Genomic DNA, 23,590 nt, shown 5'->3' with positions numbered 1-23,590 from the left:
TGAAGTGCCCCGAGTTTTGTTCCTAGGCGTTTGCCTTGATTTCCATTATTTCCTGTGGCGGGGTCTGCTTCCAAAATTCGGTTTCCACCTCGACCGGAGTTCGGTATCCCAAGCTTTGGTGGAGCCTAGTCTCGTTCCACCATGACACCCACTCGAACGTCGCGATTTCTACCTCGATCACGTCATCCCACCTGCGGGTATGGATCAGCTCGTTCTTGTAGGAGCCGTTAACGTTTTCGGCCAGAGCATTGTCGTAAGAGTCGCCGACACTTCCGGTGGAAGCGGCAATCCCGTGCTGGGCAAGTCGCTCGTTGTAGACCACGCTGACATACTGCGACCCGTGATCCGAATGGTGAATGAGACCTGTTGTTTCCTCAGCACACACGATCGCCTGGTTGAGAGCTTGCAGTGGCAGTGCTTCGGTCCGCATCGAGTCTGATAACGCCCACCCAACAATCCGTCGGGAGTAAACGTCGGTGACAAACGCGGCATACACAAAGCCTTTCTTCGTGCGCACATACGTAATGTCGGCCACCCACAGTTTATTCGGACCCTGGGCTTTGAATTCACGCTCGACTAAGTCTGGGCGCAGATCAGGCGTGTTAGCTTTTCGGGTTGTGATAGGTGATCCGCCTTTGCCTTTGCCAGAAACACCGGCCAAGCGCATCAGCCGGGCGGTTTGTTCACGACCGATATCAATTCCTTCACGGCGAAGCGCATGCCACATTTTCCGCACACCGTAAACACCGTAATTATCCCGATGAACAGCACTAATGCGATCAACCAGCGCAGCATCGCGAAGGCGACGAGCACTTAATCCACGGGCCTTGGATTGGCGATACCCACGCGAGGTGATAAACCCACCAGCCCGGTTATTTTTCAACGTCTTACAGATGAACTCGACGGAGAAACTACTCCGGTATTCATCGATGAACCGGATCATTTCCGACGTTTTGGGTCGAGTTCCGACGCGAAAAAAGCTGAGGCAGCCTTCAGAAGTTCATTGGTGTCGCGGAGCTCTTGATTTTCACGGCGTAGCCTCGCGTTTTCGGCAGCCAAATCTTCGGGCACGGGTTCTGGGATGTTTCCTGCACGGCGGGCCTGCTGGGTCCATTGACGACTGTGTGCCATGAAACCCCCAGCTTTGGGGCTACTGCCTGGCACGCGGATTGCATCGACATGTTTTCCGCCAAGATGCGGTCTTCCACGAGACGGACCACACGGTCCTTGGCATCCTGGTCAAATTTCCTTGGCATGTTCCAGATCTTCCCATCTACTCAAACGGAACAAAACCTGGGACACTTCACCGGATGCTCATTGATTTACCCATCGTCGGGTTTCCCACCAAACTGTTTATCCGTCTACCTCGCTACCGCTGCACCAACCCCACATGTAAGCAAAAGTATTTCCAAGCAGAACTAAGCTGCGCTGACCACGGTAAAAAGGTCACCCACCGGGTCACCCGCTGGATTTTGCAACGCCTTGCTATTGACCGGATGAGTGTTCACGCAACTGCGAAAGCACTTGGGCTAGGGTGGGATTTAACCTGCCAACTAGCCCTCGATATGTGCCGTGAGCTGGTCTATAACGATCCTCACCATCTTGATGGAGTGTATGTCATTGGGGTGGATGAGCATAAGTGGTCACATAATAGGGCTAAGCATGGTGATGGGTTTGTCACCGTGATTGTCGATATGACCGGGCATCGGTATGACCCACGGTGTCCTGCCCGGTTATTAGATGTCGTCCCAGGTCGTAGTGCTGATGCTTTACGGTCCTGGCTTGGCTCCCGCGGTGAACAGTTCCGCAATCAGATACGGATCGTGTCCATGGATGGACTCCAAGGCTACGCCACAGCAAGTAAAGAACTCATTCCTTCTGCTCGTCGCGTGATGGATCCATTCCATGTTGTGCGGCTTGCTGGTGACAAGCTCACCGCCTGCCGGCAACGCCTCCAGCGGGAGAAATACCAGCGTCGTGGTTTAAGCCAGGATCCGTTGTATAAAAACCGGCAGACCTTGTTGACCACGCACAAGTGGTTGAGTCCTCGTCAGCAAGAAAGCTTGGAGCAGTTGTGGGCGTATGACAAAGACTACGAGGTGTTAAAGCTTGCGTGGCTTGCGTATCAGGCGATTATTGATTGTTATCAGATGGGTAATAAGCGTGAAGCGAAGAAGAAAATGCGGACCATTATTGATCAGCTTCGGGTGTTGAAGGGGCCGAATAAGGAACTCGCGCAGTTGGGTCGTAGTTTGTTTAAACGACTTGGTGATGTGTTGGCGTATTTCGATGTTGGTGTCTCCAACGGTCCGGTCGAAGCGATCAACGGACGGTTGGAGCATTTGCGTGGGATTGCTCTAGGTTTCCGTAATTTGAACCACTACATTCTGCGGTGCCTTATCCATTCAGGGCAGTTGGTCCATAAGATCAATGCACTCTAAAACAGGAAGAGCCCGGGCACCTCTTTCTGCTTCAGAGTTAAGTGGCGGCTTTCCTGCCGCGTACCGAGCGGTACTTTCACTTAAAATTAAAGCTCTCTTTGGTGCAGAAAGGCTAGCTGACCAGCAGTTTTAAGCTTTCCTCTTATGTTTATCGCTGTTTGTGCTTAGCCTCTTAGGCTTCTTTAGGTTTCCCCTACTTTCGGGCCGACTTTGGAAAGGTTAAGTCCTTAACCTCCGGTATCGGGGGTGATTTGCGGGGGTGGCCACTTAGGATTGTCGCCTCGTGTCCAGGGCTTTTAGGTGAAAGGGGGGTAACTTTTTCTGAAACCTTGGCTATTTCTTCGTAAAGGCATGGATGTTTTCTGTGAATGCATAGATTTTACTTATCGGCACAATAGTGGCCTGGTCGACGGGGAGCGTGATGACGAGCGTGAACGGTTCCGGGTGGGGACGCTTGGGTCAATTAAAGATTAAGAAAACTAATGCTTCTATTGGAGTAACTTATTCCTGTGGGGTTGGGCGGTGGAGCGAAGCAGCGGGATCGGCAAAGCCCCGCATTACGTCAGGATAGGTAATGCGGGGCTGGTTCAGCGCTAGGGGTTCAGCGTGAGGAGTAGGTGAGGGAGTTTATTTGATGTCCTCAACCACGTCCGGGTTCTTGTCCAGCCAGTCCTGGACGGCCTCCGGCTCCTTGCCTTCGCCGTACTCATTGACCACGAGGTCTTCCAGGGTGCCGTACTGTTCATCATCCAGCTTCAGGCCCTTGAGCCACTCGGCTACCTCCGGATTGTCCTCCTCGAAGCCGTCGCGACCTAGCCAGTGCAGACCCTCGGTATCACCCAGGGTGCCCTTCGGATCCTCGAGGTCCTTGACTGGGAACTTAGCGTTAGCCCAGAACGGACGCCATAGGGTGACGACGATGTCTTCCTCAGCGTCGGTAGCGGACTTCAGCTCAGAAAGCATAGCCGGGGTGGAAGAGGTGGACAGGTTGTAGCCGTCCAGCTCGTAGCCTTCGATGGTCTCCTGGGAGGCCTTGGTCAGGCCTGCGCCCGGCTCGATACCCACGACCTGGCCGCCGAAGCGGTCAGCCTGTCCCTTCAGGTCTTCGATGGAGTTGACATCATCCATGTACTCCGGCACTGCCCAGGTCAGGCGGGCATTTTCGTAGTAGGCGCCATAGTCCTCAACCTTGTCGGAGTACTTGTCCATGTACTGCTTGTGGGTGAATTCGGACCAGGCAGACGGGTAGATGTCGATGTCGCCGGAAGCGAGGGCGGTGTAGACCACGGCGGCGTCGTTAAGCTGCTCGTGCTCAACGGTGTAGCCGGCCTCCTCCAGCTTGTTCTGAAGGAGGTAGGCAGTGGACAGGCCATCGGTCCAGGACGGAATGTAGCCCATGGTGATGGTGCCCTTGTCACCGTCATTGTCGGAGCCAGACGCGGAGTCCGAGGAGTCAGAGGAGCAGGCCACGAGGGAAGCGCTCAGCGCGAGGGCAGAGACGGTGGCCAGAATCTTACGGGAGAACATGCAATGTCCTTTCGGAGTTGAGCAGTGAGAGGTATGAAATTATCGGTGCGCGGTTCTATTTGCGCACCAAGTTCAGAATCGAGGCCGGGTAGCTCTTGAGCGAGCCCAGAGCCGCGGTGAGGCGGTCAAGGAAGACGGCCAAGATAACCACCGCGAGTCCGGCTTCAACGCCCTGAGCAATATCCAGGGTGGAAATGGCGGAGACCACTTCCTTACCCAGGCCGTCCGCGCCCACCATGCCGGCGATGACCGCCATGGACAGCGAGAGCATGATGACCTGGTTAATACCGGCCATAATGGTCGGCACGGCCAGCGGGAGCTGGATGCCCTTGAGGATCTGCCAATTGGTTGCGCCGTAGGACTTGCCGGCCTCTACGGTTTCGCTATCCACCTGGCGGATGCCCAGTTCGGTCATGCGCACACCCGGAGGCAGCGCGAAGATGATCGTGGAGAAAATGCCCGGGACCACGCCGATAGAGAAGAATGTCACCGCTGGAATGAGGTAGACAAAGGCCGGCATGGTCTGCATGAAGTCCATGATGGGGCGGATGATCGCGCTGGCAGTGTTCGACTGCGCTGCCCAAATGCCCAGTGGAACCGCCAGGATGGTGGCAGACAAAGTGGCGATGAGCACGAGCGACATGGTCTCCAACATGGTGTCCCATTGGCGCATGCACATCACCAGCAAAAAGCCAAGGGCGGAGCCGATGGCGAACTTGGGCGAGCGGAAGAACCAACCTAACAACGCCAAGATGACGAGCATGATGATGCCAGGGACGGAGAGGAGCACCTCTGAGAAACCGTCAATGAGGAAGCTCATGATGGCGGAGAAGGCGTCGAAAAGCACAGCGGCGTTATCAGTGAGCCAGTCAATGCCGTCCGAGACCCAATCGCCCAAGGGGATGCGTGGCAATGCGTTTTGATCCATGGCTTAGTTCTCCTCTCCAGTGGTGTCGATGTCACTCGATGCGGCGGACAAGAGGGTCACGCGCGGAATAACACCGGTGAACTTGCCGTTGCCGTCGACAACGAGCAGAGGGGTCGTGGTGTCGGCGGCATATCCGAAGAGATCAGCAATATTCTGATCCTCGTGGACGATATGCGTGGTCGTGGAATCGAGTGGCAGCTCACTGTTGCCGTTGCGCACCGCCTTGGCGATGTCCTCTTCCCAGACCACGCCGGCTGGTGTGCGGTCAGCATTGAGCACCACGAGCCAGGAGTTTTGAGATTCGCGCAGGAGCTTTTGCGCGGTGAGCGGGCCCTGGCTCGCGTTAAGGGTGTTCTGTGGGCGCTCGACAATATTCTCCGCATTGAGTACGCGGGAGCGGTCAACATCCTTAACGAAGTCGGCCACGTAATTATTGGCGGGGTTTTGCAAAATCTCTTCGGCGGTACCAATTTGTTCCACCCGGCCGTCGCGCATCATGGCGATGTGGTCACCAATACGCATGGCCTCGTTGAGATCGTGGGTAATAAAGACGATGGTCTTGTTGAGAGAGGCCTGTAGATCAATGAGCTGATCCTGCATGTCCTTGCGGATGAGCGGGTCCAATGCGGAGAACGCCTCATCCATGAGCAGGATGTCTGTATCTGCTGCCAGCGCACGGGCAAGGCCCACACGCTGCTGCATGCCGCCGGAGAGCTCGTCTGGCATGGAATCAGCCCAGCCTTCGAGCCCCACCATTGCCAAGGCTTCCTCTGCCTTGGCCTCACGCTCTTGCTTGGATACGCCCTTAATCTCGAGCCCATACGCCGCGTTCTCACCGACAGTGCGGTGGGGTAGCAAAGCGAAGGACTGGAAGACCATGGAGATACGGTCGCGTCGTACAGTGCGCAGCTCCTCCTCCGACATGGCTGCTAAGTTTTGGTCGCCAATGAAAATCTCGCCTGAGGTGGCATCCCACAGACCGTTGAGCATGCGGATGAGCGTGGACTTTCCGGAGCCCGACAGGCCCATAACAACGAAGATCTCGCCCGGTTCCACCTCAAAGCTGGCGTCAATCACCGCGGCGGTGAGGCCCTGCTCGCGGAGCTCTTCACGAGTGGACCCATTCTTGAGGGATTCCACCCCTCTCTTGGCATGTTTGCCAAAGACCTTGTACAGATTCTTGGCAGTAATCGCTGCCATTTCCCCTCCTTGCTGCGGGAATCGATAACCCTTCCACCGTGTCATGACATCCAGATTGTTTCAACCGAAAAATCAGCTTGCGGACAGGTTTCGCAGTTGACTGCGCGCTCGCGGCGCGTGTTGTGCAGAGTGCAGTCCCATGCCTGAGTGCTGCGGATACTTAGGGTTCTGACGCGGTGTGGGAGTCCACCAATCTCAAGCAAATAACGAAGCTATAACAACTTCCTGTTGTCGAGCTGGACCTTGTGGGCACGGTGCGCTGCTAGGCTCGTGCGTCATGGCACTGTGTGATGCGCCGATGCTTGTCGACGGCGGCCTCGGAACCCACCTTGAAGCACAAGGGCATGACATCTCAGGCCCGCTGTGGTCGGCGCGGGTGCTGCGTGAGAACCCCGCGCTCATTGAGTCTGCGCACGTCGACTTCTTCGCCGCCGGCGCGCAGGTTGCTACCGCGGCCTCTTACCAAGTCACCTTCGATGTGCTTGGTGAAGAAGCGGAGGAGCTTCTGCGCCGCAGCGTCCAGGCGGCCCGTGGGGCGGCGCGCGTGGCCGCCGATAAGAACGCTGCGCGCAGTGACTTACTGGTCGCCGCATCCATCGGCCCCTATGGCGCGGGTCCGGGGAAGGGGACGGACTATGACGGCGCTTATGATCTGCGTCGCGGTGAGCTACAGGGCTGGCATGCCCGCAGGGTAGCGATACTTGCGGATACGGACGCCGACTTCCTCCTTGCGGAGACCATTCCCAACGTCGATGAGGCCGCTGCACTGCTTGAGCTTCTTGAAGCACAGCCCAAGCCATTCGCACTGAGTATTACCGGCGCCATCGCGGCGGACCCCGAGAAGCTCTCGCGGGTTATTGAGCTTGCCAACCAGTCGCCGCGGCTGGGAGCCCTGGGCGTAAATTGCGTCGACCCATCACGGGCATGCGCGGTGTGGGGTTGCCCGCAAATTGTGGACACGTAGTTAAGCTACTTAGTGGTTAAGCAGCGGCTTTCTTTTTATCGCCTTGCTCAGCGATCCGGGCCTCGAAATCGACAGGGCTAATCATCCCGATAGACGAATGCCGACGGCGCCGGTTGTAGACGATCTCAATCCAGCGAGCCACAGCCTTCCTGGCCTCATCACGGGTTGCCCATTTCTTCCGGTCGTAGAATTCGGTCTTTAACGTCGACCAGAATGATTCTGACATCGCATTATCAAAGCACACACCAGTCCGACCGACAGATTGAGCAATACCCAGTTCTTGACAGACCTGCCACAGTTGTTCGCTCGTAAACTGAGTACCGCGATCCGCGTAGAAAACCAGCCCCTCAGGTACATCACCCCGCAAGGTATAAGCCATGCGTAATGCACGTTCAACCAGGTGAGAATTCTGCACACTATCCATAGCCCAGCCCAAGACCCTCCTGGAGTGTCCATCCCGAATCGCACACAGATACAACCAGCCTTCCCCGGTGCGTAGATAGGTAATATCTGACATCCACACCCCGTTGAGCTGACCTTGATCAAATAGACGTTTCACCAGGTCTGGAAGCGTGGACTTCCGCTTGGATTGAATGGTAGTCACGGGAACAAAAGCCCTGGGTGAGATACCTTCAATACCCATCATCCGCATGCGTTTGGCTACGGTTTTACGATTAACAAAGACCCCGTCCTCGGCGAGTTCTGCGGTAATACGCGGGGCACCATAGACTTCGTCGGAATCCTCCCAGATGTCATGAATACGCTTATCCAATTGGTCGAGAAATCTCTGATGTTTATCCTCGCCGCGCAGTCGGGTGACTTGAGACTTTTCCCACTTGGCAGTCACCAGAACGAGAAACCTGCAATAACCGGCTCATTCGCTTGATGCTGTAGTTCGCCTTGCTCTGGCTGTATTAGCTCAAATTTTTCCGATCGCGTTGCGACGCCACGAAGAAGGCGGTGGCTTTTGACAAGAACTCAATTCACCATCTTGGCCTCAGCCAATTCACGTCGTAAACGGGCGTTTTCAGCTCGTATATCGGCATCACTGCGCCCATCATCCGAGCCTTGACGTTCTCGTTCAAGCTTGACCCATTTGCCTAAGAGTCCTTCGGCTACACCGATTTCCTTAGCCACATGTGCAATCGGTCGCCCCGACTCGATGACCAGCCTGGCAGCCTCCTGCCGATACTCCGGCGTGTACTTCTTCCTTGACGAACTCACAATGAACATCCTCTCCTACGGACACAAAATCCGTACAAATTGGGTGTCCACTACTCGAGGGTAACCTCACTATTGGTTAAAGGGTTGGGATGCTTGCTGCTTCAATGCCCGGGATGAATCCGTTGAAGGCGGCGATACCGAATGTGATCAAACCAGCAGCAAGTACATCAGCAGTAAACCTAGGTGCCCAGCCCGGGTTGTCGTCATTGTCGTAAGAGGACCCGAAGATTCCATCTCATGCGGATTTTGAGGACTCGGAAGGCTCTGCGTCGGTTTCTCCATCAGTGAACGAACTGGGAGCCGCTGCATTCGAATTCCAATGAGGAACGCTGACGTCATACTCATTTTGTGGGGTGACTGAGCTTTCCTCGGTTGCTGCGCTGAGGTCGTCATTAGGGTCATCTGAGCTGGTGGATGATTGTGCGACAGCAGCAGTAGTCGACAGTGATAGCAGCGGTTACGATGCGGTTCAATGGCGCATTTTCGAGAGTGCTTGCAAGTTTCAGCTTGTCAGGGATTCTGGCTATGTAAAACGGCGAGTCCCGCCTTCTAATTTCCTAGAAGGCGGGCCTTGGGACAGGTGGTTTAGGTGTCTACTGGGCGGCGATGTGTGGGAGTGGCGATCCTGCTTGGAGCGCGATGCCGTAGAGAGTTGCGCCAAGTGCGATGATGCCAGCGATGGCGAGTATTGAGTTCAAATTTGTTCCAAATGGATCGTTGTTTTGAACATCCTTTTCTAGAGAGCTCTTAGCGATACCCCAGCTAGATTCAACAACCTCGTCGCGAGTTTCTTCGGAGCTATTGTCCTTGATGGTCTCCGAGGACTGTTGTGCCGCAGTGACGGAGCTTGTGGGCTTCTTGGCTGCAGTCCAGCTCCCGGGGTTCTCGAAGTGCCATTGGTTGATTTCGCGTGCTATGCCCCGGTCTGTTCTGGAGCTGGCGTCCAGGCCTTGCCCAGATGCGATGCCGGTTGAAAGGGAAAGGGCGGTGGCCGCGGTAAGGGTGGCAGCGATGATGCGTTTCATAAGTACTTCTTCCTGAACGGTGCTTCTCTTAGGCAAGAAAAGGTATTGTTTGTGACATGGTCGTCACCCATGTAACCAGCAGCAAACGCAAAAATCACCCGAATATTGAAAAGTAAAGACTTTTGCACACTCGGGTGATTATTTTGGCGCGCTTAGGGGAGCGGCGCGGGGGTAATACGGCTTGGGGCCGGAGATTACAGGGTTGGCAGCTGAATGCCTGCCTGCAGGGCGAGGTTGTAAAGGCCTGCTGCGAGTGCGACGAAGGCACCGACGCCGATGATGGTGTCCAGGCTGGTGCCAGGGGCGTCGTCGTTCTCAAAATCGTTCTCGATAGAGCTCTTGCCGGCGCCCCAGCTGGACTCAATAACGTCATTCGCGGTGTCTTCGGAGCTATTTTCCTTGACGGACTCAGAAGAGTTATTAGCTGCCTCTACAGAGCTAGTTGGCTCCTGGCCGAGGGTGGTGCTCTCAGGATTATCGATCTGGAATCCGATCAAGTCTTCAGTAATGACGCGGTCGGATGCGGAGCTTCCGCCAAAATCCTGCGCAACAGCAGCGCCGGTAGACAGGGAAATAGCGGTGATTGCTGCAACTGCAGCGGCAGAGATGCGCTTCATGATGGAATCTTCTTCCTGAAATAGGACTCAATAGAGCATGGGGGATTAATAGGTTTGAACCAAACCTTTTAAAAATTAAACACTATTGCAGAAATAAAGCGTTAAAAACGATTAATAGAGTTTCAGACTTTCTACTCGGCAGAATCTTCGCGTTCGAACCGCTCGCGCATATCACGAACGTAATTTCCAACCTCTGGACCCTCGTATTCGCCTACGACATCGGCAACCTCACCGGCGGAGCGGATCTGGCCTTTATCAATCCACAAGGCAGTGTTACAAAGCTGTGCGAGGAAGTCATTGGAGTGAGAAGCAAAGACCAAGATGCCGGAGCGTTTAACTAGCTCTTCCAAGCGCACGCGGGCCTTGGCCATGAAGGCGGCATCGACGGCGCCGATGCCTTCATCGAGAAGCAAAATCTCTGGCTCAATAGAGGTCACTACGCCCAGGGCCAGGCGCACGCGCATACCCGTGGAGTATGTGCGCAGCGGCATTCCCAAGTAGTCACCTAACTCGGAGAACTCAGCGATTTCATCCATCTTCGCTTTCATCTGCTTGATGGTCTGGCCCAGGAAGAGGCCACGGATGATGATGTTGTCATATCCGGATACTTCCGGGTCCATGCCGACACCCAAGTCGAAGACAGGGGCGACGCGGCCACGCACCTCAGAAGAGCCACGAGTCGGCTCATAAATGCCCGACAGCAGACGCAGCAAGGTCGACTTGCCGGCACCGTTGTGGCCGACCAAGCCAACGCGGTCGCCCTCACGCAGGTGAAGATTGATGTCTTTGAGCGCCTCGACCACAACAACATTGTCATCATTTTGGCCAATGGCGCCGCCCGCGGAAGACAGCATGGCTTTCTTTAAGGAGCGTGACTTTGCATCAAAGATAGGAAAGTCAACGCACGCGTTATACGTATCAATGGAAACCATGGTTCTCCTTATACCCAGTAGCTCACGCGGAAGCGCCACTGGCGCATCGCCATCATGGCAACAAATAGTCCAATAGCGGTACATGCCAGCACGATCCACCAGTGATAAGCCGCTACCGGCTCACCAATCAGTGGGGCACGAACAACCTCAAGGTAGTGATAAAGCGGGTTAATCTCCGCAATGCGGGCGCGCTCTGCCACAGCGCCACCTTGGTCCAATAGCGTCTTGGTGGTCCACACGATCGGCGTGACATAAAACAGTAGCTGGGTCAGTGCTTCCAGCAGTGGAGCAACATCACGGAAGCGGGTGGCAACAATGCCGAAGAACATTGCGACCCAGACACCATTCACAATCAACAGCAGCAAGCCCGGAATAACTAGGAAGAATTCCCAACCGAGCGTGCGAGGGAAGATAATAATGAGCAGCAACCAAATGATCATGTTGTGGCCCAAAAATAGCGTCTGTCGCCACACCAGGCGGTAGACGTGCACCGATAGAGGTGCGGGCAGCTGCTTAATCAGCCCTTCATTATCAATGAAGATGGTGGAGCCTTCTTTAATGGCGCCTGAAATGAAGTTCCACATGATCAGACCGACGGTGACGTGCGGCAGGAAGTCAGCCAGTGGAAGCTGGAACAGCATGGAGTACAACAGTCCCAGAGCGAGCGCCATGACACCTGTTGCAATGGTGATCCAGAAAGGTCCCAAAACGGAACGGCGGTAGCGCTGCTTGATGTCCTGCAGGCCCAACATTAACCACAACTCGCGCTGCCGCGCGCCCTGCACCAAGTCCTTGAAGGCCGCACCAAAGGTCGCCGAGTGCGACGGTGGTACGGATTCTCCTTCTGGGGTGCCAGTCATACGCGCGATATCCGCGGCGAGTGAATTTTTATCTTGCTCCATGCCGAATACCCTAGTGCCACTGAGCCAGATTGTTGGTTTTCACCCGCCCTTAAAGCGGTATAGAGTAGTGTGCGATGAGGCCAGCAGGAGGGAGATCTCAACGTGGATGTTGCTAGCGTGCGCGGCCTTTATTCAGGGTTGTCAGACGGGTGGACATACCTTAACGCGCACGATACGCCGCAGATTGCGGAGCGAGTTGCCGCAGGTGTGGCACGTGCTTTTCGCATGTCGCCAGCCGTGGCACCCGTTGAGGCAGCTGGTGGTTCGCACTCGGCGCCGGTGACGGCTGGCCGGCTGGAACGCACTGATTTTATCGCGACTGCGCGCATGGCTATTGCCGATCTCACAGGCGCTCATCATGATGCTGTGGTTTTGGGTCCGAGTTTGCCCGTTTTATATTCGCGTCTGGCGGCAAATATTCAGCCGCTGCTGCGCCGCAATTCCAGCGTAGTTTTGCAGCGCCTTGACTCGGCATCCTTATTGAATCTTCCTGCGGATATTCGTTGGGCGCAGCCCGATCTTGGAACAGGTGAGCTTCCGAGCTATCAGTTCACTGAATTAGTTGATGGCTCGACCAGGTTGGTGTCTTTCACCGCTGCACACGCAACATTGGGAGCGGTGACCGAGGTTCAGGAGATCACCGACATCGTTCGTGATGCCTCACGAGCATGGTCGCTTGTCGATGTCTCTGCGCTTGCCACGTATCGCCCAATCGATATTGAAGAACTCGGTGCAGACGTCGTCGGCATCGATCTGGCGCAGCTGGGTGGACCGGAGATTTCTGCGCTGGTATTTCGTGATTCCACGATGTTCAAGCGTCTGAGCGTAGGGCGTGAGCAGCTGGAATCGCGTATCTCAGCTGGTCTTGCTGGTGGCGTTGGTCCTTTAGTGGATCACTTCGCGCAACTGGGTGATCCAGATGATGAATTGCGTGGATCTCGCCGCACGCGTCTGCGTCAGTCGATGCAAGACGTGGCCGGGTACATGCGCGGGCTTGCCGATGAACTCTATTTGCTCATGGGCACTTTGTCCGCCGTGCATATTCTGGGCGTCACGGGTGAGGCTGCTGCGGCAGCGCGTACCGATAATCGGATTCCGCGCCTGTCTTTCGCGGTCCAAGGCGTGCCTGCGGAAACCGTTCACCAGCGCCTGTTCGGCAATAATCTGGTGACCACGCTGACCCCACGCAGCGAGTTGCTCACCGAGATGGGTGCGGATGACATCGGCGGTGCTGTCACCGTGTCATTGAGCCCTTTTAATACCCATCAAGATATCGAGCATCTCATCCGCGTCGTTGCCTCGCTCGCCTAAGGAATTACACGATAGTTTTTCACGTAAGAGCTGCGCGATAGCGCTAGGCTCTTAAGGCTCGAGAACCAGCGTGCCCGTGTGGGAGCTATCAATGAGGTGCTGAAGTGCCGTGGATGCATCAGCCAGCGGAAGGACTTCGTGGATGTGGTGCTTGACGCGACCATCTTCCAGCATTGGCCACACATTTTCTGTCGTCTGACGCACGATTTCTGCTTTGACCTCGAGCGAACGGCGACGCAGCGTCGTGCCGTGTAGGGAGAGACCCTTCATCATCATGACACCCATGTTGATTTCAGCCTTATTGCCGCCCTGCAGGCCGATGGTCACCATGCGGCCACCTTCAGTCAGCGCGAACATGTTCTTCTTCAAGTATGGCCCGCCGATGATATCGAGAATCACGTTGCATTGATTCTTCAGCTCTTCAGCGAAATCCTGTTCCTTATAGTTGATGAGGATATCTGCGCCATAAGACTTGCAGACCTCCAACTTTTCTGCGGAACCGGCAGTCACAGCAACGGTTGCGCCGATGGCCTTGGCAATTTGGATAGCCATCAGGCCAATGCCGCCGCCACCACCGTGAATCAAGATGGTTTCGCCCTTGGTCAGGCCAACTTCCATCACGATATTGGACCAGACGGTGCAGGCCGTCTCAATGACCGCGGCGGTCTCAGCGAAAGACCAGCCCTCAGGGATAGGCAGCAGCTGACCTTCCGGTACCGCTACGTATTCGGCATAGCCGCCGCCAACTAGTAGTGCGCCGACCTTTTCACCCACGGTGCGGTTCGTGTCACCAGCATCAGCGATTTCACCAGCGCACTCGAGGCCAATAATGTCTGATGCGCCCTCTGGTGGTGGATAGTTGCCCTGCGACTGGGCGAGATCAGCGCGGTTGACGCCAGCGGCCTTAACTTTGACGAGAACCTCGCCTGGTTGCAGCTCAGGACGAGGTACATCTTGAAGTTCGAGACCGGCCGGGTCACCTTCGGTGGTTTGGACGATTGCTTTCATGAAATCAGTCATGTCCTCCACGCTAATGAAGTTTGAGTAATCTGGCACGCAGTTTTAGTCTTTAAGGCCCGATCGGGTAATCTTTTCGGAGTGCTTGATTATTCAAGCGCACGGAGACGTGGCAGAGCGGCCGAATGCACTGGTCTTGAAAACCAGCGTGGGGAAACTCACCGAGGGTTCAAATCCCTCCGTCTCCGCCAAATTTTTCAACAATGATCTGGCATAAACCACTGCTCATGAGGGGTTTATGCCAGACTTTTATTGTTTATCTAACCAAGCGTCGATGCCACCGCGCAGTGAGAAGAGTCCTTCGGTGAATCCGCGTCGATTAAGCGCTTCCACCGCGCGTGCGGAGCGAATACCGCCGGCGCAGTGCAGCACCACCGGACGGGATGCAGCCAGTGCGTGGGCAATTTCTTCGGGGGTTTCGCCGTCCAAGATGCGCGGCAGAGGGAATTTTACGGTGCCCGGGATAGAAAATTGCTCGAACTCATCGGGGTTACGAACATCGATGACGAGGGCATTCTCGGGGATATCATCAACTTCAGGGATGCTGGATTCTTCTGATTCGGCATTTGTGGCCGGTGGTTCTTCAAAAGCTTCCGCGCCCTGGGTGGGGCCGCGCTGGCGCACATGCTCAGTAACTTGGGGGTTGCCGACTAATGGGATGTACTCCCATGTGCCCTCAAGTGCTGTGAAGTAACCAATCTTGCCAATTAGCGGGGTGCCCACATCAGTAATGAGCTTGATGGCTTCCAATGCCATGGCTGAGCCCACCACGCCGACGGTCGGACCGAGCACTCCTGCTTGTGAACAGGAGGGAACCGAGCCCAGTGCGGGTGGGATAGGGAAGAGGTCCTCATAAATAGGGCCATGATCGGCATAAAAGACGGTGAGCTGGGCATCGAAGCCCAAAATGGATGCCCACACGTGCGGGATACCCAGCACCGCGCACACCCATGAAGCGTTATAGCGGGTGGCAAAGTTATCCGTGCCATCGAGCACCACATCCGCGCCGCGCAGGTGGTCAATAATATTGTGCTCATCCAGGCGCTGCTCAACCACGTTGATGGTGATATCAGGATTTAATGCAGCCAAAGCCAGGCGTGCGGATTCTGCTTTATTGACACCAATTCGGTCTGTAGTGTGAATGACCTGACGGTGCAGGTTGGAAATATCCACCTCGTCCGCATCAAAGATAGTAATTTGGCCAACGCCAGCGCCGGCCAAATACAGCAAGGCAGGAGATCCCAAGCCGCCCGCGCCTATCACCGCGACATGGGCATCATGCAGTTTGTCTTGGGCAGCTGGACCGAAACCCGCCAGGGATAGCTGGCGGCGGTAGCGGGAGATTTCTCGCGGAGTAAGCGTCGACATTATTCGAGTCCCACCCACTGCGTGCCGCCGGTGCTGAGGGTCTGTTCTTTCCAGATGGGCACTTCGGCCTTAACGGCATCGGCAAGCGCGGCGGCAGCCTCAAATGCCTCACGGCGGTGCGCGGAAGCGGCGATGACCACGAAAGCTAAATCACCAATATTCAACGTGCCGGTGCGGTGTGCACACCATAAACGTACGTGCGGGTGCTGGGTGCTAATCCGTGCGGTGACAGACTTAATTTCCTGCTGTGCAGTGGGATGCGCGGTATAAACCAGCTGCTTAACGCCTTGGCCGCCATCATGATCACGGACCACGCCATCAAAAGTCACCACCGCACCCATGGCTGCGGTGGCTGTCTCCGCGCGGGCCTGGGTGATGATCTTTTCAATCGGATCTGTCACCATCACCGCGCCGATGACCTTGCCGGTCTGCTCATGAACATAGTCCGGGTCAAAAGCAGGGTCGTGATTAGTGGTCATTTCTTCCTTTCAACGTGCTGATGAGGTGATCCAGAATTCCTTCCAGCACCGCACATCCATCTTTCACGCCACCGGTGGATCCAGGAAGCGTCATGACAAAAGTCCGGTCAGTAACTCCCGCGATGCACCGGGATAGTGCAGCGGTGGCAACAGATTCCAAGCCCTTATTCCAGAATGCCACCGCGATGCCAGGTAACTCTTTTTTAATGTGCGGGTTAATTGCTTCAACAGTGAGATCATCTGGGGTAATCCCAGTTCCGCCTGAGGTTAATAACACATCTGGTACATCCGTGCCGGTCAGAGCCTTATCAACTGCGCTTTGAATATCGGCATCCGCGACAATGACGGCATCTGGGGTATCCAAGCCCTGTCTGCGCAGGAACTCCACCGCAATGGGGCCTGAGCGATCCTCATATTCGCCTGCTGCCGCACGTGTTGAGGCAACAATAACTAAACCAGTACGTGTCATGACGCTCCTAGAGTTCATAGATCTTCACGGCATCGCCGGCACTCAGCGTGGCGTCGACGGGAATGCGGATGAGATGGGTAGCTTCCACGGCTTGGCTGATCAGATGCGAACCGGGCCCGCCAATAATGTGGGCGATAGTCGTGCCATCTGGTTGATGACTGATGCGTCCGCGGCGAAACTGCTCACGGTGTGCAATTCCTGTGGCAGGCTCCGCCAGCACAGCGAATGTCGGTTCCGGCGCATGGCCCAGTATGGGCGCAACAAAGAGACGAAAGCTGACCAAAGTGGATACAGGATTGCCGGGCAAGCAAATAAACGGAATACCTTTAAATACAGCCATGCCCTGTGGCCCGCCAGGTTGCTGATCCACGTGGTTAAACCAGGCATTAGGGTCAGCGCTTTCCAATACCTGGCGCACCACTTCAAATTTGCCGGCGCTGATTCCACCGGAGGTCACCACGGCATCAGGCTGGTGTTGAGTGATTGCATCACTCAACGAAGCCGCTAGGGCTTGCGGATCATCATCAGTGCGCACATGCCCAATCACCTCAATATTGGCCTGTGATGCGATGGCGCGCAGCATCGGCGCATTCGCATCGGGAATGGTGGCCTTGTTATCTGCGTTATCTACGCTAATTTCCGCACCACCAGTGCAAATGAGTATTCGCGCCGGGCGGATGACATCGACTTCTGTAATAGATTGTGAAGCGAGTGTCGCAATACCCGCACCAGTCAACGTGGTACCAGCAGGAATGACGACACTTCCCGCAGCAATATCAGAACCCTGCCTCCGAATAAATTGCCCCGCGTCGACAGCCGGTACATCAATGGTTTCACCGGGGTGCAAAAATTCTGCTGGGTTCGTGTGCTCAACGGGGACGATGGCCACGGCATCAGCGGGCACCGCAGCGCCGGTCATAATCGGTGCGGCCTTGCCCTCAAGTGGCGCCGGTATGGCACCAGCGGCAATCGTCGCAGCAACCTCAAAGGTGCCACCAGCCGCATCCGGGAGGGCATAGCCATCCATCTGCGAGTTATTAAACCGTGGGGAATCAAACTCAGCAGTAATCTCATTGGCCGTCACATGCCCGAGTGCCTGGGCTATGGGAATCGTTATGCTCGTGCGGTGAACATGCGAGGAAAGAAGCTGTTCTATTTGTTCACGATAAGATTCCGGCGAGGTCATATCTTCATTGTAGGATAAGAATTATGGTTGACGTGCACTTCTTCGCCGCTGCCCGGGACGCCGCTGGTTGTGCCCACACATCGATTAGCGGCTCAGGTACCCCGGCAACGCTGGGCGATCTACTGAATTATTTGTCCACTACTTATACCGGCACGACTGGCGCCGGTACTTCCATGGCAGAAGTTTTGGAGCGCTGCTCTTTTCTGCTGGACGGCAAAGCCGGCGATAAAGCCACACCGCTTGCCGATGTCTTCCGCGTCGATGTCCTTCCACCCTTCGCCGGAGGTTAAATCTGCGCTCACACGAAAGATTTAACGTATGGGGGTCAACGTTGCGTGCGAAAGCCTTTAGCTTCTCGCACGCAGAGGGCTGGTGAAGAAGTTCACGATGCCGGAGATGATTCCCAAAACAATGGCGCCGATAATTGCTGGCCACAATCCATCGACGGTGAATTGTGAGCCTTGGTAGCCCAGGGTGTTAAAGAGCCATTCTGCGATCATGAGGACCAGTCCGTTGATGACCAGTGCGAAAAGTCCCAGCGTGATACATGTCAGCGGCAAGCCCAGCACACGCATGACTGGTGCGACGATGGTGTTAACCAGGACAAAGACCACCGCGAGTATCAAAAAGGCAGTGAGCTCTTGTTCGGGTGCGGTGGATAGCTCAATTCCGGGGACAAATTCCACGATGACCCACAGGCCTGCGGCGATCGCGATGACATTCAGTACGAAGTTCCAAATGGTGCTCATGTTTACCGAGTATAAAGTAGTAACCTGTGTGCCCTCTGACCTCGAATTGTGACACAATTCGACCCCTATTTGGTTCCTTAGGGAAGTGGCAGGTATGCTGAACACCGCCTATTCAATGGCAATATAGGAGACGTGCCAGAGCGGCCGAATGGGGCTCACTGCTAATGAGTTGCCCTTTTAACGAAGGGCCGGAGGTTCAAATCCTCTCGTCTCCGCTCATGGGGTTTATTTAACCCCCGAAGAACCAGCGTGAATGCTTTTTACGCTGGTTCTTTGTTATTTCAGCCTGAGTCTTAGCTGCAGGTTGTCGTTGTGCTGTTCCCACCAAGAGCGTTGGTCCAAGGGAAGTAACAAACTAGGAAACGTGAGCACGAGCACGTCATCTTTTGTTAAGAGATTTGAGAATCCCGTGAAATCTTAGAAAAACCTGTGGGTCATTTCCGAGTCGTTTGTTCAGGGATTTCCCAGGAAAACGCGCACGCCTGGAGTTGGTATTGAGGCTGTGGGATTGCTGGTTTGTGTAGGTGGTGACTTTCCCTTGAGGCTTAGATTTTCAATCTGCATTAATTAGGTAAATCTCCTCAAAAAGCGTCCTGTACTGGGAGAGCTCCAACTCCTAATTCTGGAAATATTCCGTCCGCATCATCGGCGCTGTTCCATATCTTGAAATGGTTATCCAGCATGAGGGATTGCCCGTGAGACATCGTCTGGGCGCGACTGGCGTTACTTCTGAAAGTGCTTTTGTACACTAGTTCACAAATTTTTCGATCTAAGTAACGCAGAAGTATTGCAAAACGATCGTGCGTGTTCTAGTATCGACATTATCAATGTGACAGGTTAAAGACAGTCGACTCGGGTGCAAGATGGGCTTAATGGTTTAAGTCAGTGGTGCATATTATTAGCGCTTAATTCGTCCCCGTGGAGATAGATAGGTTCCTTTCGCCAGCGGTTATGTTGACGTCAACCTCAAGCGGCACCCCCGTTTTGGGGCATTTTGTGTCCCTAAAAGTTGCGAGATTCACGCGTCTGAGATCTGAGAAAACGCCTTTTGAGGCACATATTTTCATTACCGATGCATATTATGCGCTTGGTGGATGTTATGAATGGACAGCCCGGGGGATTGCGTTGATGGGCTGCGGCGCTGCACACTCGAGGTACAAGTTCGTCGGATGGCGAGCGGAAACCTATTTGAAAGGATCGCAATATGTTCACCCAGATCATCGATCTTCTGTCCAATGTTTTCTCCGGCGTTGCTGACTTCGTCGGCGAGTTCAGCTCCCAGTCCTTCGAAGCTATCGGCACCCTGTCTTCCAACGTATTCTAAGAATCACGGAATTCAGTCCTAGTCGCCTCGTGTAGAGGTTGACTAGCCGAGCTGTAGTGACAGCGGCGCTTCCCATACCTTCATTGGTAAGGGAAGCGCCGCTTTTCGTATGGGAGCAGATAGTTTCTGTTTCCTAGTTAAAAGGCGTGCTTTAAGTGCGTAAATCGCTTTTCGGCGTTTCATTCTGAGGCAGTCTAAGCTGGGTAGGGCTTGAGTAGATTGCTCCCACATCCTGCATCACGTGCGGGACCGATGTGGCTAATGGAGGTGCACATGAATGAAATGACCGAACAGTCAATGGAAGTTTTGGAAGATTGGCTGAAAACAGAGAAATCAATCGATCCGAAAGATGCACCTCGATTACAGAAGCTTCTGGCGGATACACCTATTAAAGATGTGATCGCCCTTGTTGAGCGTCACAACGCGGTGCGTGCGGCGCTGGCGTTGCGCCTTCTGCCGCGGCAGCGTTCCATTGAAGTTTTCGATGCTCTTGACTCCGCGCACCAGGCGGACCTCATTGATGAGCTCGGTAATGCTGAGGTCTTCGAATTCTTCGATGGGCTAGACCCAGATGACCGAGTTTCTTTGCTCGATGAGCTCCCCGCAGAGATTGCCGATCGCCTGCTTCGTTCTTTGGATAAGGACGAACGTGATGTCACCGGAGTGGTACTGGGGTATCCGAAGGGAAGCATCGGCAGGCGCATGAGCCCTGAGGTGCCGGAAATCTATCGCGAAATGACCGTGGATGAAGCTCTGGCACGCGTGCGTGAAACCGCTGATGATTTGGAAACCATCTACACACTGCCGGTCACGCGAAAAGATCGCCGACTAGTCGGAGTGGTGTCATTTCGTACGCTATTTACTGCTCGCGGTAACCGCCTGGTGGAAGACCTAATGAATGACCCAGTCTTTGCCTATGCGAATGATGACGCGGAGGAAACTGCGCGTTGGTTTATGGCGCTGGACTATCTGGCGATGCCGATCGTGGATGAATCGCGTCGCCTTGTTGGCATCCTGACCTGGGATGATGCTGCTGACATCGTGGAGGAAGAAGACACTGAGGACTCCGCGCGTGCTGGTGGTACCGAAGCACTGCAGCAGCCGTATATGTCTACGCCACTCCTGAAATTGGTGCGCTCACGCATCGTGTGGCTATTAGTGCTGGCTGTCTCGGCGCTGCTGACGGTGAAGGTGCTTGATACTTTCGAAGACACCCTCGCCGCCGCTGTCGTGCTTTCCCTCTTTATCCCTCTGCTGACGGGCACCGGTGGTAATACCGGCAACCAAGCTGCAACGACGGTCACCCGTGCTTTGGCACTCGGCGATGTCCGTTCCAAAGACTTCCTACAGGTGCTCTGGCGCGAGCTACGTGTCGGCCTATTGTTGGGTGCCTTGTTGGGCTCGCTCGGGTTCATCTTGGCATCGTTGGTCTATGACCTTGATATCGGCATAGTAATCGGACTGACCTTGCTATTAGTCTGCACCATGTCCGCAACGGTGGGTGGTCTCATGCCTATTTTGGCGAAGACAATCGGTGCCGACCCTGCCGTCTTTTCCAACCCCTTTATCTCCACGTTCTGTGATGCAACTGGTCTGATTATTTACTTCCTCATTGCCAAGTCCGTGTTAGGTTTGTAAAGGGGTAAATTAGCAAGAATCCAAAAGGTCACACGAGTCCCAACTGTGTAATTCCGCTCGTAGCCGGGGGGAATTTTGGGTGTAGTTTTGATATCGATATCGCCCAAAGTTCCCTTTTTGCAAAGAAATTTTGTACGTTGTTCCTAACCGCATTCTGTGAACAGGGTCTCTAAAAGCCGCGGTTTTATTCAGAGTTTCATTTCAGGAAGATTCGAAACTCCGTCTCAAAAGGCATTTGGGGTTCCTAGTTTCCAGGAATGTGTCCCGAGCATTTTAGGAGCACACAATCATATGTCGACCCCAGTGACAAAAGAATCGACGCACGAGGCAGCAGGGGAGGAAGATCAGGGTGTAAAGAAAGCCGAGTGGCGCCGCCAAGTAACCGGTATCTTCGTTGGCCTTATCCTCGCTGCGCTCGTTTACGCGTTCTTTCCTTCCGATTCTGTAGAAACAGTTTTGCAATCAACCGGCGCTGACCCAGAGGCTGAATACTCTCACCAGTCCCTCCGTATTGTCGCCGCAACCACGGTGCTCATGGGTGCATGGTGGATGACTGAAGCCATTCCTTTGGCCGCTACCGCTTTGATTCCAATCGTGATTTTCCCGGTAACGGGTGTTGCGGAGTTCTCTGCGGTGGGTGCGCCTTATGCGTCTTCCACAATCTTCCTGTTCATGGGTGGCTTTTTGCTGGCTTTGGGCCTGCAGCGGTGGAACCTGCACCGCCGTTTGGCGTTGTATGTGGTCAAGGTCGTGGGTACCTCGCCCAGGCGCCTGATTCTTGGCTTTATGATCGCAACGGGCTTTATGTCCATGTGGGTATCTAATACGGCGACCGCCGTTGTGATGCTGCCTATCGGTATTTCCGTACTGCAGCTGACCGCGGAAACCGTTGGCGGCATGAAGAACCAGAAGAAGTTCGCTACCGCCTTGATGTTGGCTATTGCCTATTCTGCATCCATTGGTTCCTTGGGTACCTTGATTGGTACCCCACCGAACGCTCTGCTTGCTGGTTATATGAGTGAATCTCATGGCATCGTGATTGGTTTTGGCCAGTGGATGCTCGTGGGCCTGCCAATAGCCTTCGTCTTTACCGTCATTGCTTGGCTTGTTTTGATTACTGTTTTTAAGCCAGAGATGGACCACATTCCTGGTGGTAAAGAGCTCATTGATGAAGAAATTCGGAAGCTGGGCAAGTGGACTAGCCCGCAGATTCAGGTAGGCATCATCTTCCTGCTGGCAGCAACCACATGGGTGGCATTGCCATTGCTTATCGATGCCTTTGCGTGGGACATCCCTTATAACGACGCCATTGTTGGTATCGCCGCCGGTGTCTTGATGTTCACCTTGCCCGCTGACCGCAAGACCGGTGTGCGCCTATTGGACTGGAAGACCGCAAATGAGATGCCATGGGACGTTCTCTTGCTCTTCGGTGGTGGCCTGTCCCTGTCTGCAGCATTCACCGCTTCCGGCCTGTCGCTGTGGATTGGTGAGGTAGCCAAGGGGCTGGGCAGCCTGCCTATCTTCCTATTGATGGCTGCTGTGGCGGCGTTGGTCCTGATTCTTACTGAGTTCACCTCTAATACCGCAACTGCCGCTACCTTCCTCCCAATCATGGGCGGTGTGGCTGTCGGTATTGGCCTGACTGAGGGCGGCGAAGCTAATGTTCTGCTGCTGACCATCCCAGTCGCTCTGGCTGCAACCTGTGCGTTTATGATGCCAGTGGCAACGCCACCAAACGCGATTGCGTTCGGCTCCGGCTACGTCAAGATTGGCGAGATGATCAAGGGCGGTGTCTGGCTCAACCTCATCGCGCTGGTGCTCATCACTCTCGCGGCGTACTTCGTTGCTATCCCGGTCTTCGGCCTCGTGATTTAGTCTCAGTTCACACGACGTAAAATCACAAGTCATTCAGTCCAGCCCTTTGCCTTCATGGTGAAGGGCTGGACTGTTTCGCTTTTCGGAATAGCGTCGTGCCCAAGAGCTGTTTAAAGTGTAGATGAACAACGGTTAAAATCGCGGAAAAATACATAATAACCTGGCGTTTTGTCAGTTTGCTAAAGTGTGAGTATAGTTAATCCACGTTGCAAGGAACGCCTTAAAGGCTTCAGGCAATGGACTGCGCCCGTAGCTCAACGGATAGAGCATCTGACTACGGATCAGAAGGTTGGAGGTTCGAATCCTTTCGGGCGCACAGTGTAAAACCCCAGTTAGAACGGCTAAAAGCCAATCTGACTGGGGTTTCTTCGTTGTTCCCTTAGCCTCCCCGGCCTAGTATGCGAGGTGGGAGGG

18 protein-coding genes, 3 tRNA genes and 3 pseudogenes are annotated in these 23,590 nt (G+C 54.7%); 9 read left to right on the top strand and 15 right to left on the bottom strand.

Translation table 11 applies throughout. The annotated features are described in order from the left end of the window. Positions 1-22: 22 nt before the first annotated feature. Positions 23-1,256: pseudogene (locus ACG98I_RS13095) on the bottom strand (IS3 family transposase). Between the two features lie 48 nt (positions 1,257-1,304). Between ACG98I_RS13095 and ACG98I_RS13090 the strand changes: the two are divergent. Continuing rightward, positions 1,305-2,441: pseudogene (locus ACG98I_RS13090) on the top strand (ISL3-like element IS31831 family transposase); the annotation flags it as partial. Positions 2,442-3,068: 627 nt separating this feature from the next. Here the strand turns inward: ACG98I_RS13090 and ACG98I_RS13085 are convergent. The 3 genes from ACG98I_RS13085 to ACG98I_RS13075 are packed head-to-tail and all read right to left on the bottom strand — an operon-like array spanning position 3,069 to position 6,096. Then, complete coding sequence (locus ACG98I_RS13085; RefSeq protein WP_394721019.1) at positions 3,069-3,968, bottom strand: glycine betaine ABC transporter substrate-binding protein; 900 nt, start codon at positions 3,966-3,968, stop codon at positions 3,069-3,071. A gap of 55 nt (positions 3,969-4,023) precedes the next feature. After that, a complete protein-coding gene (locus tag ACG98I_RS13080) occupies positions 4,024-4,896 on the bottom strand; it encodes an ABC transporter permease (RefSeq protein WP_394721018.1) in 873 nt (290 codons plus the stop codon). A gap of 3 nt (positions 4,897-4,899) precedes the next feature. Beyond that, positions 4,900-6,096: a glycine betaine/L-proline ABC transporter ATP-binding protein gene (locus tag ACG98I_RS13075; protein ID WP_394721017.1), complete on the bottom strand. Its 1,197-nt coding sequence runs from the start codon at positions 6,094-6,096 to the stop codon at positions 4,900-4,902. A gap of 277 nt (positions 6,097-6,373) precedes the next feature. On the opposite strand from ACG98I_RS13075, the gene ACG98I_RS13070 reads away from it, so the two are divergent. Further along, positions 6,374-7,060, top strand: a complete 687-nt coding sequence (locus ACG98I_RS13070; protein ID WP_394721016.1) for a homocysteine S-methyltransferase family protein — start codon at positions 6,374-6,376, stop codon at positions 7,058-7,060. Positions 7,061-7,076: 16 nt separating this feature from the next. Here the strand turns inward: ACG98I_RS13070 and ACG98I_RS13065 are convergent. The 5 genes and pseudogenes from ACG98I_RS13065 to ACG98I_RS13045 form a co-directional block, all read right to left on the bottom strand. Beyond that, positions 7,077-8,293: pseudogene (locus tag ACG98I_RS13065) on the bottom strand (IS3 family transposase). Between the two features lie 584 nt (positions 8,294-8,877). Next, on the bottom strand, positions 8,878-9,345 hold the full coding sequence (locus ACG98I_RS13060) for an XRE family transcriptional regulator (protein ID WP_394721015.1): 468 nt from the start codon (positions 9,343-9,345) through the stop codon (positions 8,878-8,880). A gap of 158 nt (positions 9,346-9,503) precedes the next feature. Then, on the bottom strand, positions 9,504-9,926 hold the full coding sequence (locus ACG98I_RS13055) for an XRE family transcriptional regulator (RefSeq protein WP_394721014.1): 423 nt from the start codon (positions 9,924-9,926) through the stop codon (positions 9,504-9,506). 131 nt (positions 9,927-10,057) lie between these two features. Further along, positions 10,058-10,858, bottom strand: a complete 801-nt coding sequence (locus ACG98I_RS13050; protein ID WP_394721013.1) for an ABC transporter ATP-binding protein — start codon at positions 10,856-10,858, stop codon at positions 10,058-10,060. An 8-nt stretch (positions 10,859-10,866) separates the two neighbouring features. Then, positions 10,867-11,760 carry an ABC transporter permease gene (locus ACG98I_RS13045; RefSeq protein ID WP_394721012.1) on the bottom strand — a complete coding sequence of 298 codons (894 nt, stop codon included), beginning with the start codon at positions 11,758-11,760 and terminating at the stop codon, positions 10,867-10,869. Between the two features lie 102 nt (positions 11,761-11,862). On the opposite strand from ACG98I_RS13045, the gene ACG98I_RS13040 reads away from it, so the two are divergent. Then, positions 11,863-13,071 carry an aminotransferase class V-fold PLP-dependent enzyme gene (locus ACG98I_RS13040; RefSeq protein WP_394721011.1) on the top strand — a complete coding sequence of 403 codons (1,209 nt, stop codon included), beginning with the start codon at positions 11,863-11,865 and terminating at the stop codon, positions 13,069-13,071. 51 nt (positions 13,072-13,122) lie between these two features. On the opposite strand, the gene ACG98I_RS13035 is transcribed toward ACG98I_RS13040, so the two are convergent. Further along, entirely contained in the window at positions 13,123-14,079 is a 957-nt protein-coding gene (locus tag ACG98I_RS13035; RefSeq protein WP_394721021.1) for an NAD(P)H-quinone oxidoreductase, read from the bottom strand. Between the two features lie 112 nt (positions 14,080-14,191). Here ACG98I_RS13035 and ACG98I_RS13030 point away from each other — a divergent pair. Then, a tRNA-Ser gene (locus ACG98I_RS13030) sits at positions 14,192-14,279 on the top strand. Between the two features lie 58 nt (positions 14,280-14,337). Here the strand turns inward: ACG98I_RS13030 and ACG98I_RS13025 are convergent. The 4 genes from ACG98I_RS13025 to ACG98I_RS13010 are packed head-to-tail and all read right to left on the bottom strand — an operon-like array spanning position 14,338 to position 17,590. Continuing rightward, complete coding sequence (locus ACG98I_RS13025; RefSeq protein WP_394721010.1) at positions 14,338-15,456, bottom strand: ThiF family adenylyltransferase; 1,119 nt, start codon at positions 15,454-15,456, stop codon at positions 14,338-14,340. Beyond that, complete coding sequence (locus ACG98I_RS13020) at positions 15,456-15,935, bottom strand: molybdenum cofactor biosynthesis protein MoaE (RefSeq protein ID WP_394721009.1); 480 nt, start codon at positions 15,933-15,935, stop codon at positions 15,456-15,458. Before ACG98I_RS13020 ends, ACG98I_RS13025 begins: the two co-directional genes overlap by 1 nt. Next, positions 15,925-16,404 carry a MogA/MoaB family molybdenum cofactor biosynthesis protein gene (locus ACG98I_RS13015; protein WP_394721008.1) on the bottom strand — a complete coding sequence of 160 codons (480 nt, stop codon included), beginning with the start codon at positions 16,402-16,404 and terminating at the stop codon, positions 15,925-15,927. The genes ACG98I_RS13020 and ACG98I_RS13015 overlap by 11 nt, the downstream gene beginning before the upstream one ends. Before the next feature lie 7 nt (positions 16,405-16,411). Continuing rightward, positions 16,412-17,590: a molybdopterin molybdotransferase MoeA gene (locus ACG98I_RS13010; protein WP_394721007.1), complete on the bottom strand. Its 1,179-nt coding sequence runs from the start codon at positions 17,588-17,590 to the stop codon at positions 16,412-16,414. Positions 17,591-17,613: 23 nt separating this feature from the next. Between ACG98I_RS13010 and ACG98I_RS13005 the strand changes: the two genes are divergently transcribed. Beyond that, positions 17,614-17,880 carry a MoaD/ThiS family protein gene (locus tag ACG98I_RS13005; protein WP_394721005.1) on the top strand — a complete coding sequence of 89 codons (267 nt, stop codon included), beginning with the start codon at positions 17,614-17,616 and terminating at the stop codon, positions 17,878-17,880. A 57-nt stretch (positions 17,881-17,937) separates the two neighbouring features. Here the strand turns inward: ACG98I_RS13005 and ACG98I_RS13000 are convergent, their stop codons facing one another. Further along, positions 17,938-18,339 carry a phage holin family protein gene (locus ACG98I_RS13000; RefSeq protein ID WP_394721004.1) on the bottom strand — a complete coding sequence of 134 codons (402 nt, stop codon included), beginning with the start codon at positions 18,337-18,339 and terminating at the stop codon, positions 17,938-17,940. A gap of 126 nt (positions 18,340-18,465) precedes the next feature. On the opposite strand from ACG98I_RS13000, the gene ACG98I_RS12995 reads away from it, so the two are divergent. The 4 genes from ACG98I_RS12995 to ACG98I_RS12980 all read left to right on the top strand — a co-directional run bounded on the left by ACG98I_RS12995 (position 18,466) and on the right by ACG98I_RS12980 (position 23,492). Beyond that, a tRNA-Ser gene (locus tag ACG98I_RS12995) sits at positions 18,466-18,554 on the top strand. A 1,382-nt stretch (positions 18,555-19,936) separates the two neighbouring features. Then, entirely contained in the window at positions 19,937-21,301 is a 1,365-nt protein-coding gene (gene mgtE, locus ACG98I_RS12990; protein WP_394721003.1) for a magnesium transporter, read from the top strand. 291 nt (positions 21,302-21,592) lie between these two features. Then, positions 21,593-23,176, top strand: coding sequence for an SLC13 family permease (locus tag ACG98I_RS12985; RefSeq protein ID WP_394721001.1), 1,584 nt, complete (start codon positions 21,593-21,595; stop codon positions 23,174-23,176). Between the two features lie 243 nt (positions 23,177-23,419). Continuing rightward, a tRNA-Arg gene (locus ACG98I_RS12980) sits at positions 23,420-23,492 on the top strand. Positions 23,493-23,590: the final 98 nt, after the last annotated feature.

Source organism: Corynebacterium sp. L4757, assembly GCF_043673995.1.
Taxonomy (GTDB): Bacteria; Actinomycetota; Actinomycetes; order Mycobacteriales; family Mycobacteriaceae; genus Corynebacterium.
The sequence above is the reverse complement of the archived record's forward strand: the minus strand, read 5'-3'. Positions and strand labels throughout refer to the sequence as shown.

Coding starts and splice junctions, on each gene's coding strand:
- ACG98I_RS13050 (WP_394721013.1), bottom strand. CDS start 10,858: ATGGTTTCCATTGATACGTATAACGCGTGCGTTGACTTTCCTATCTTT.
- ACG98I_RS12985 (WP_394721001.1), top strand. CDS start 21,593: ATGTCGACCCCAGTGACAAAAGAATCGACGCACGAGGCAGCAGGGGAG.
- ACG98I_RS13015 (WP_394721008.1), bottom strand. CDS start 16,404: ATGACACGTACTGGTTTAGTTATTGTTGCCTCAACACGTGCGGCAGCA.
- ACG98I_RS13045 (WP_394721012.1), bottom strand. CDS start 11,760: ATGGAGCAAGATAAAAATTCACTCGCCGCGGATATCGCGCGTATGACT.
- ACG98I_RS13010 (WP_394721007.1), bottom strand. CDS start 17,590: ATGACCTCGCCGGAATCTTATCGTGAACAAATAGAACAGCTTCTTTCC.
- ACG98I_RS13085 (WP_394721019.1), bottom strand. CDS start 3,968: ATGTTCTCCCGTAAGATTCTGGCCACCGTCTCTGCCCTCGCGCTGAGC.
- ACG98I_RS13005 (WP_394721005.1), top strand. CDS start 17,614: ATGGTTGACGTGCACTTCTTCGCCGCTGCCCGGGACGCCGCTGGTTGT.
- ACG98I_RS13070 (WP_394721016.1), top strand. CDS start 6,374: ATGGCACTGTGTGATGCGCCGATGCTTGTCGACGGCGGCCTCGGAACC.
- ACG98I_RS13080 (WP_394721018.1), bottom strand. CDS start 4,896: ATGGATCAAAACGCATTGCCACGCATCCCCTTGGGCGATTGGGTCTCG.
- ACG98I_RS13055 (WP_394721014.1), bottom strand. CDS start 9,926: ATGAAGCGCATCTCTGCCGCTGCAGTTGCAGCAATCACCGCTATTTCC.
- ACG98I_RS13075 (WP_394721017.1), bottom strand. CDS start 6,096: ATGGCAGCGATTACTGCCAAGAATCTGTACAAGGTCTTTGGCAAACAT.
- ACG98I_RS13020 (WP_394721009.1), bottom strand. CDS start 15,935: ATGACCACTAATCACGACCCTGCTTTTGACCCGGACTATGTTCATGAG.
- mgtE (WP_394721003.1), top strand. CDS start 19,937: ATGAATGAAATGACCGAACAGTCAATGGAAGTTTTGGAAGATTGGCTG.
- ACG98I_RS13035 (WP_394721021.1), bottom strand. CDS start 14,079: ATGAAAGCAATCGTCCAAACCACCGAAGGTGACCCGGCCGGTCTCGAA.
- ACG98I_RS13000 (WP_394721004.1), bottom strand. CDS start 18,339: ATGAGCACCATTTGGAACTTCGTACTGAATGTCATCGCGATCGCCGCA.
- ACG98I_RS13025 (WP_394721010.1), bottom strand. CDS start 15,456: ATGTCGACGCTTACTCCGCGAGAAATCTCCCGCTACCGCCGCCAGCTA.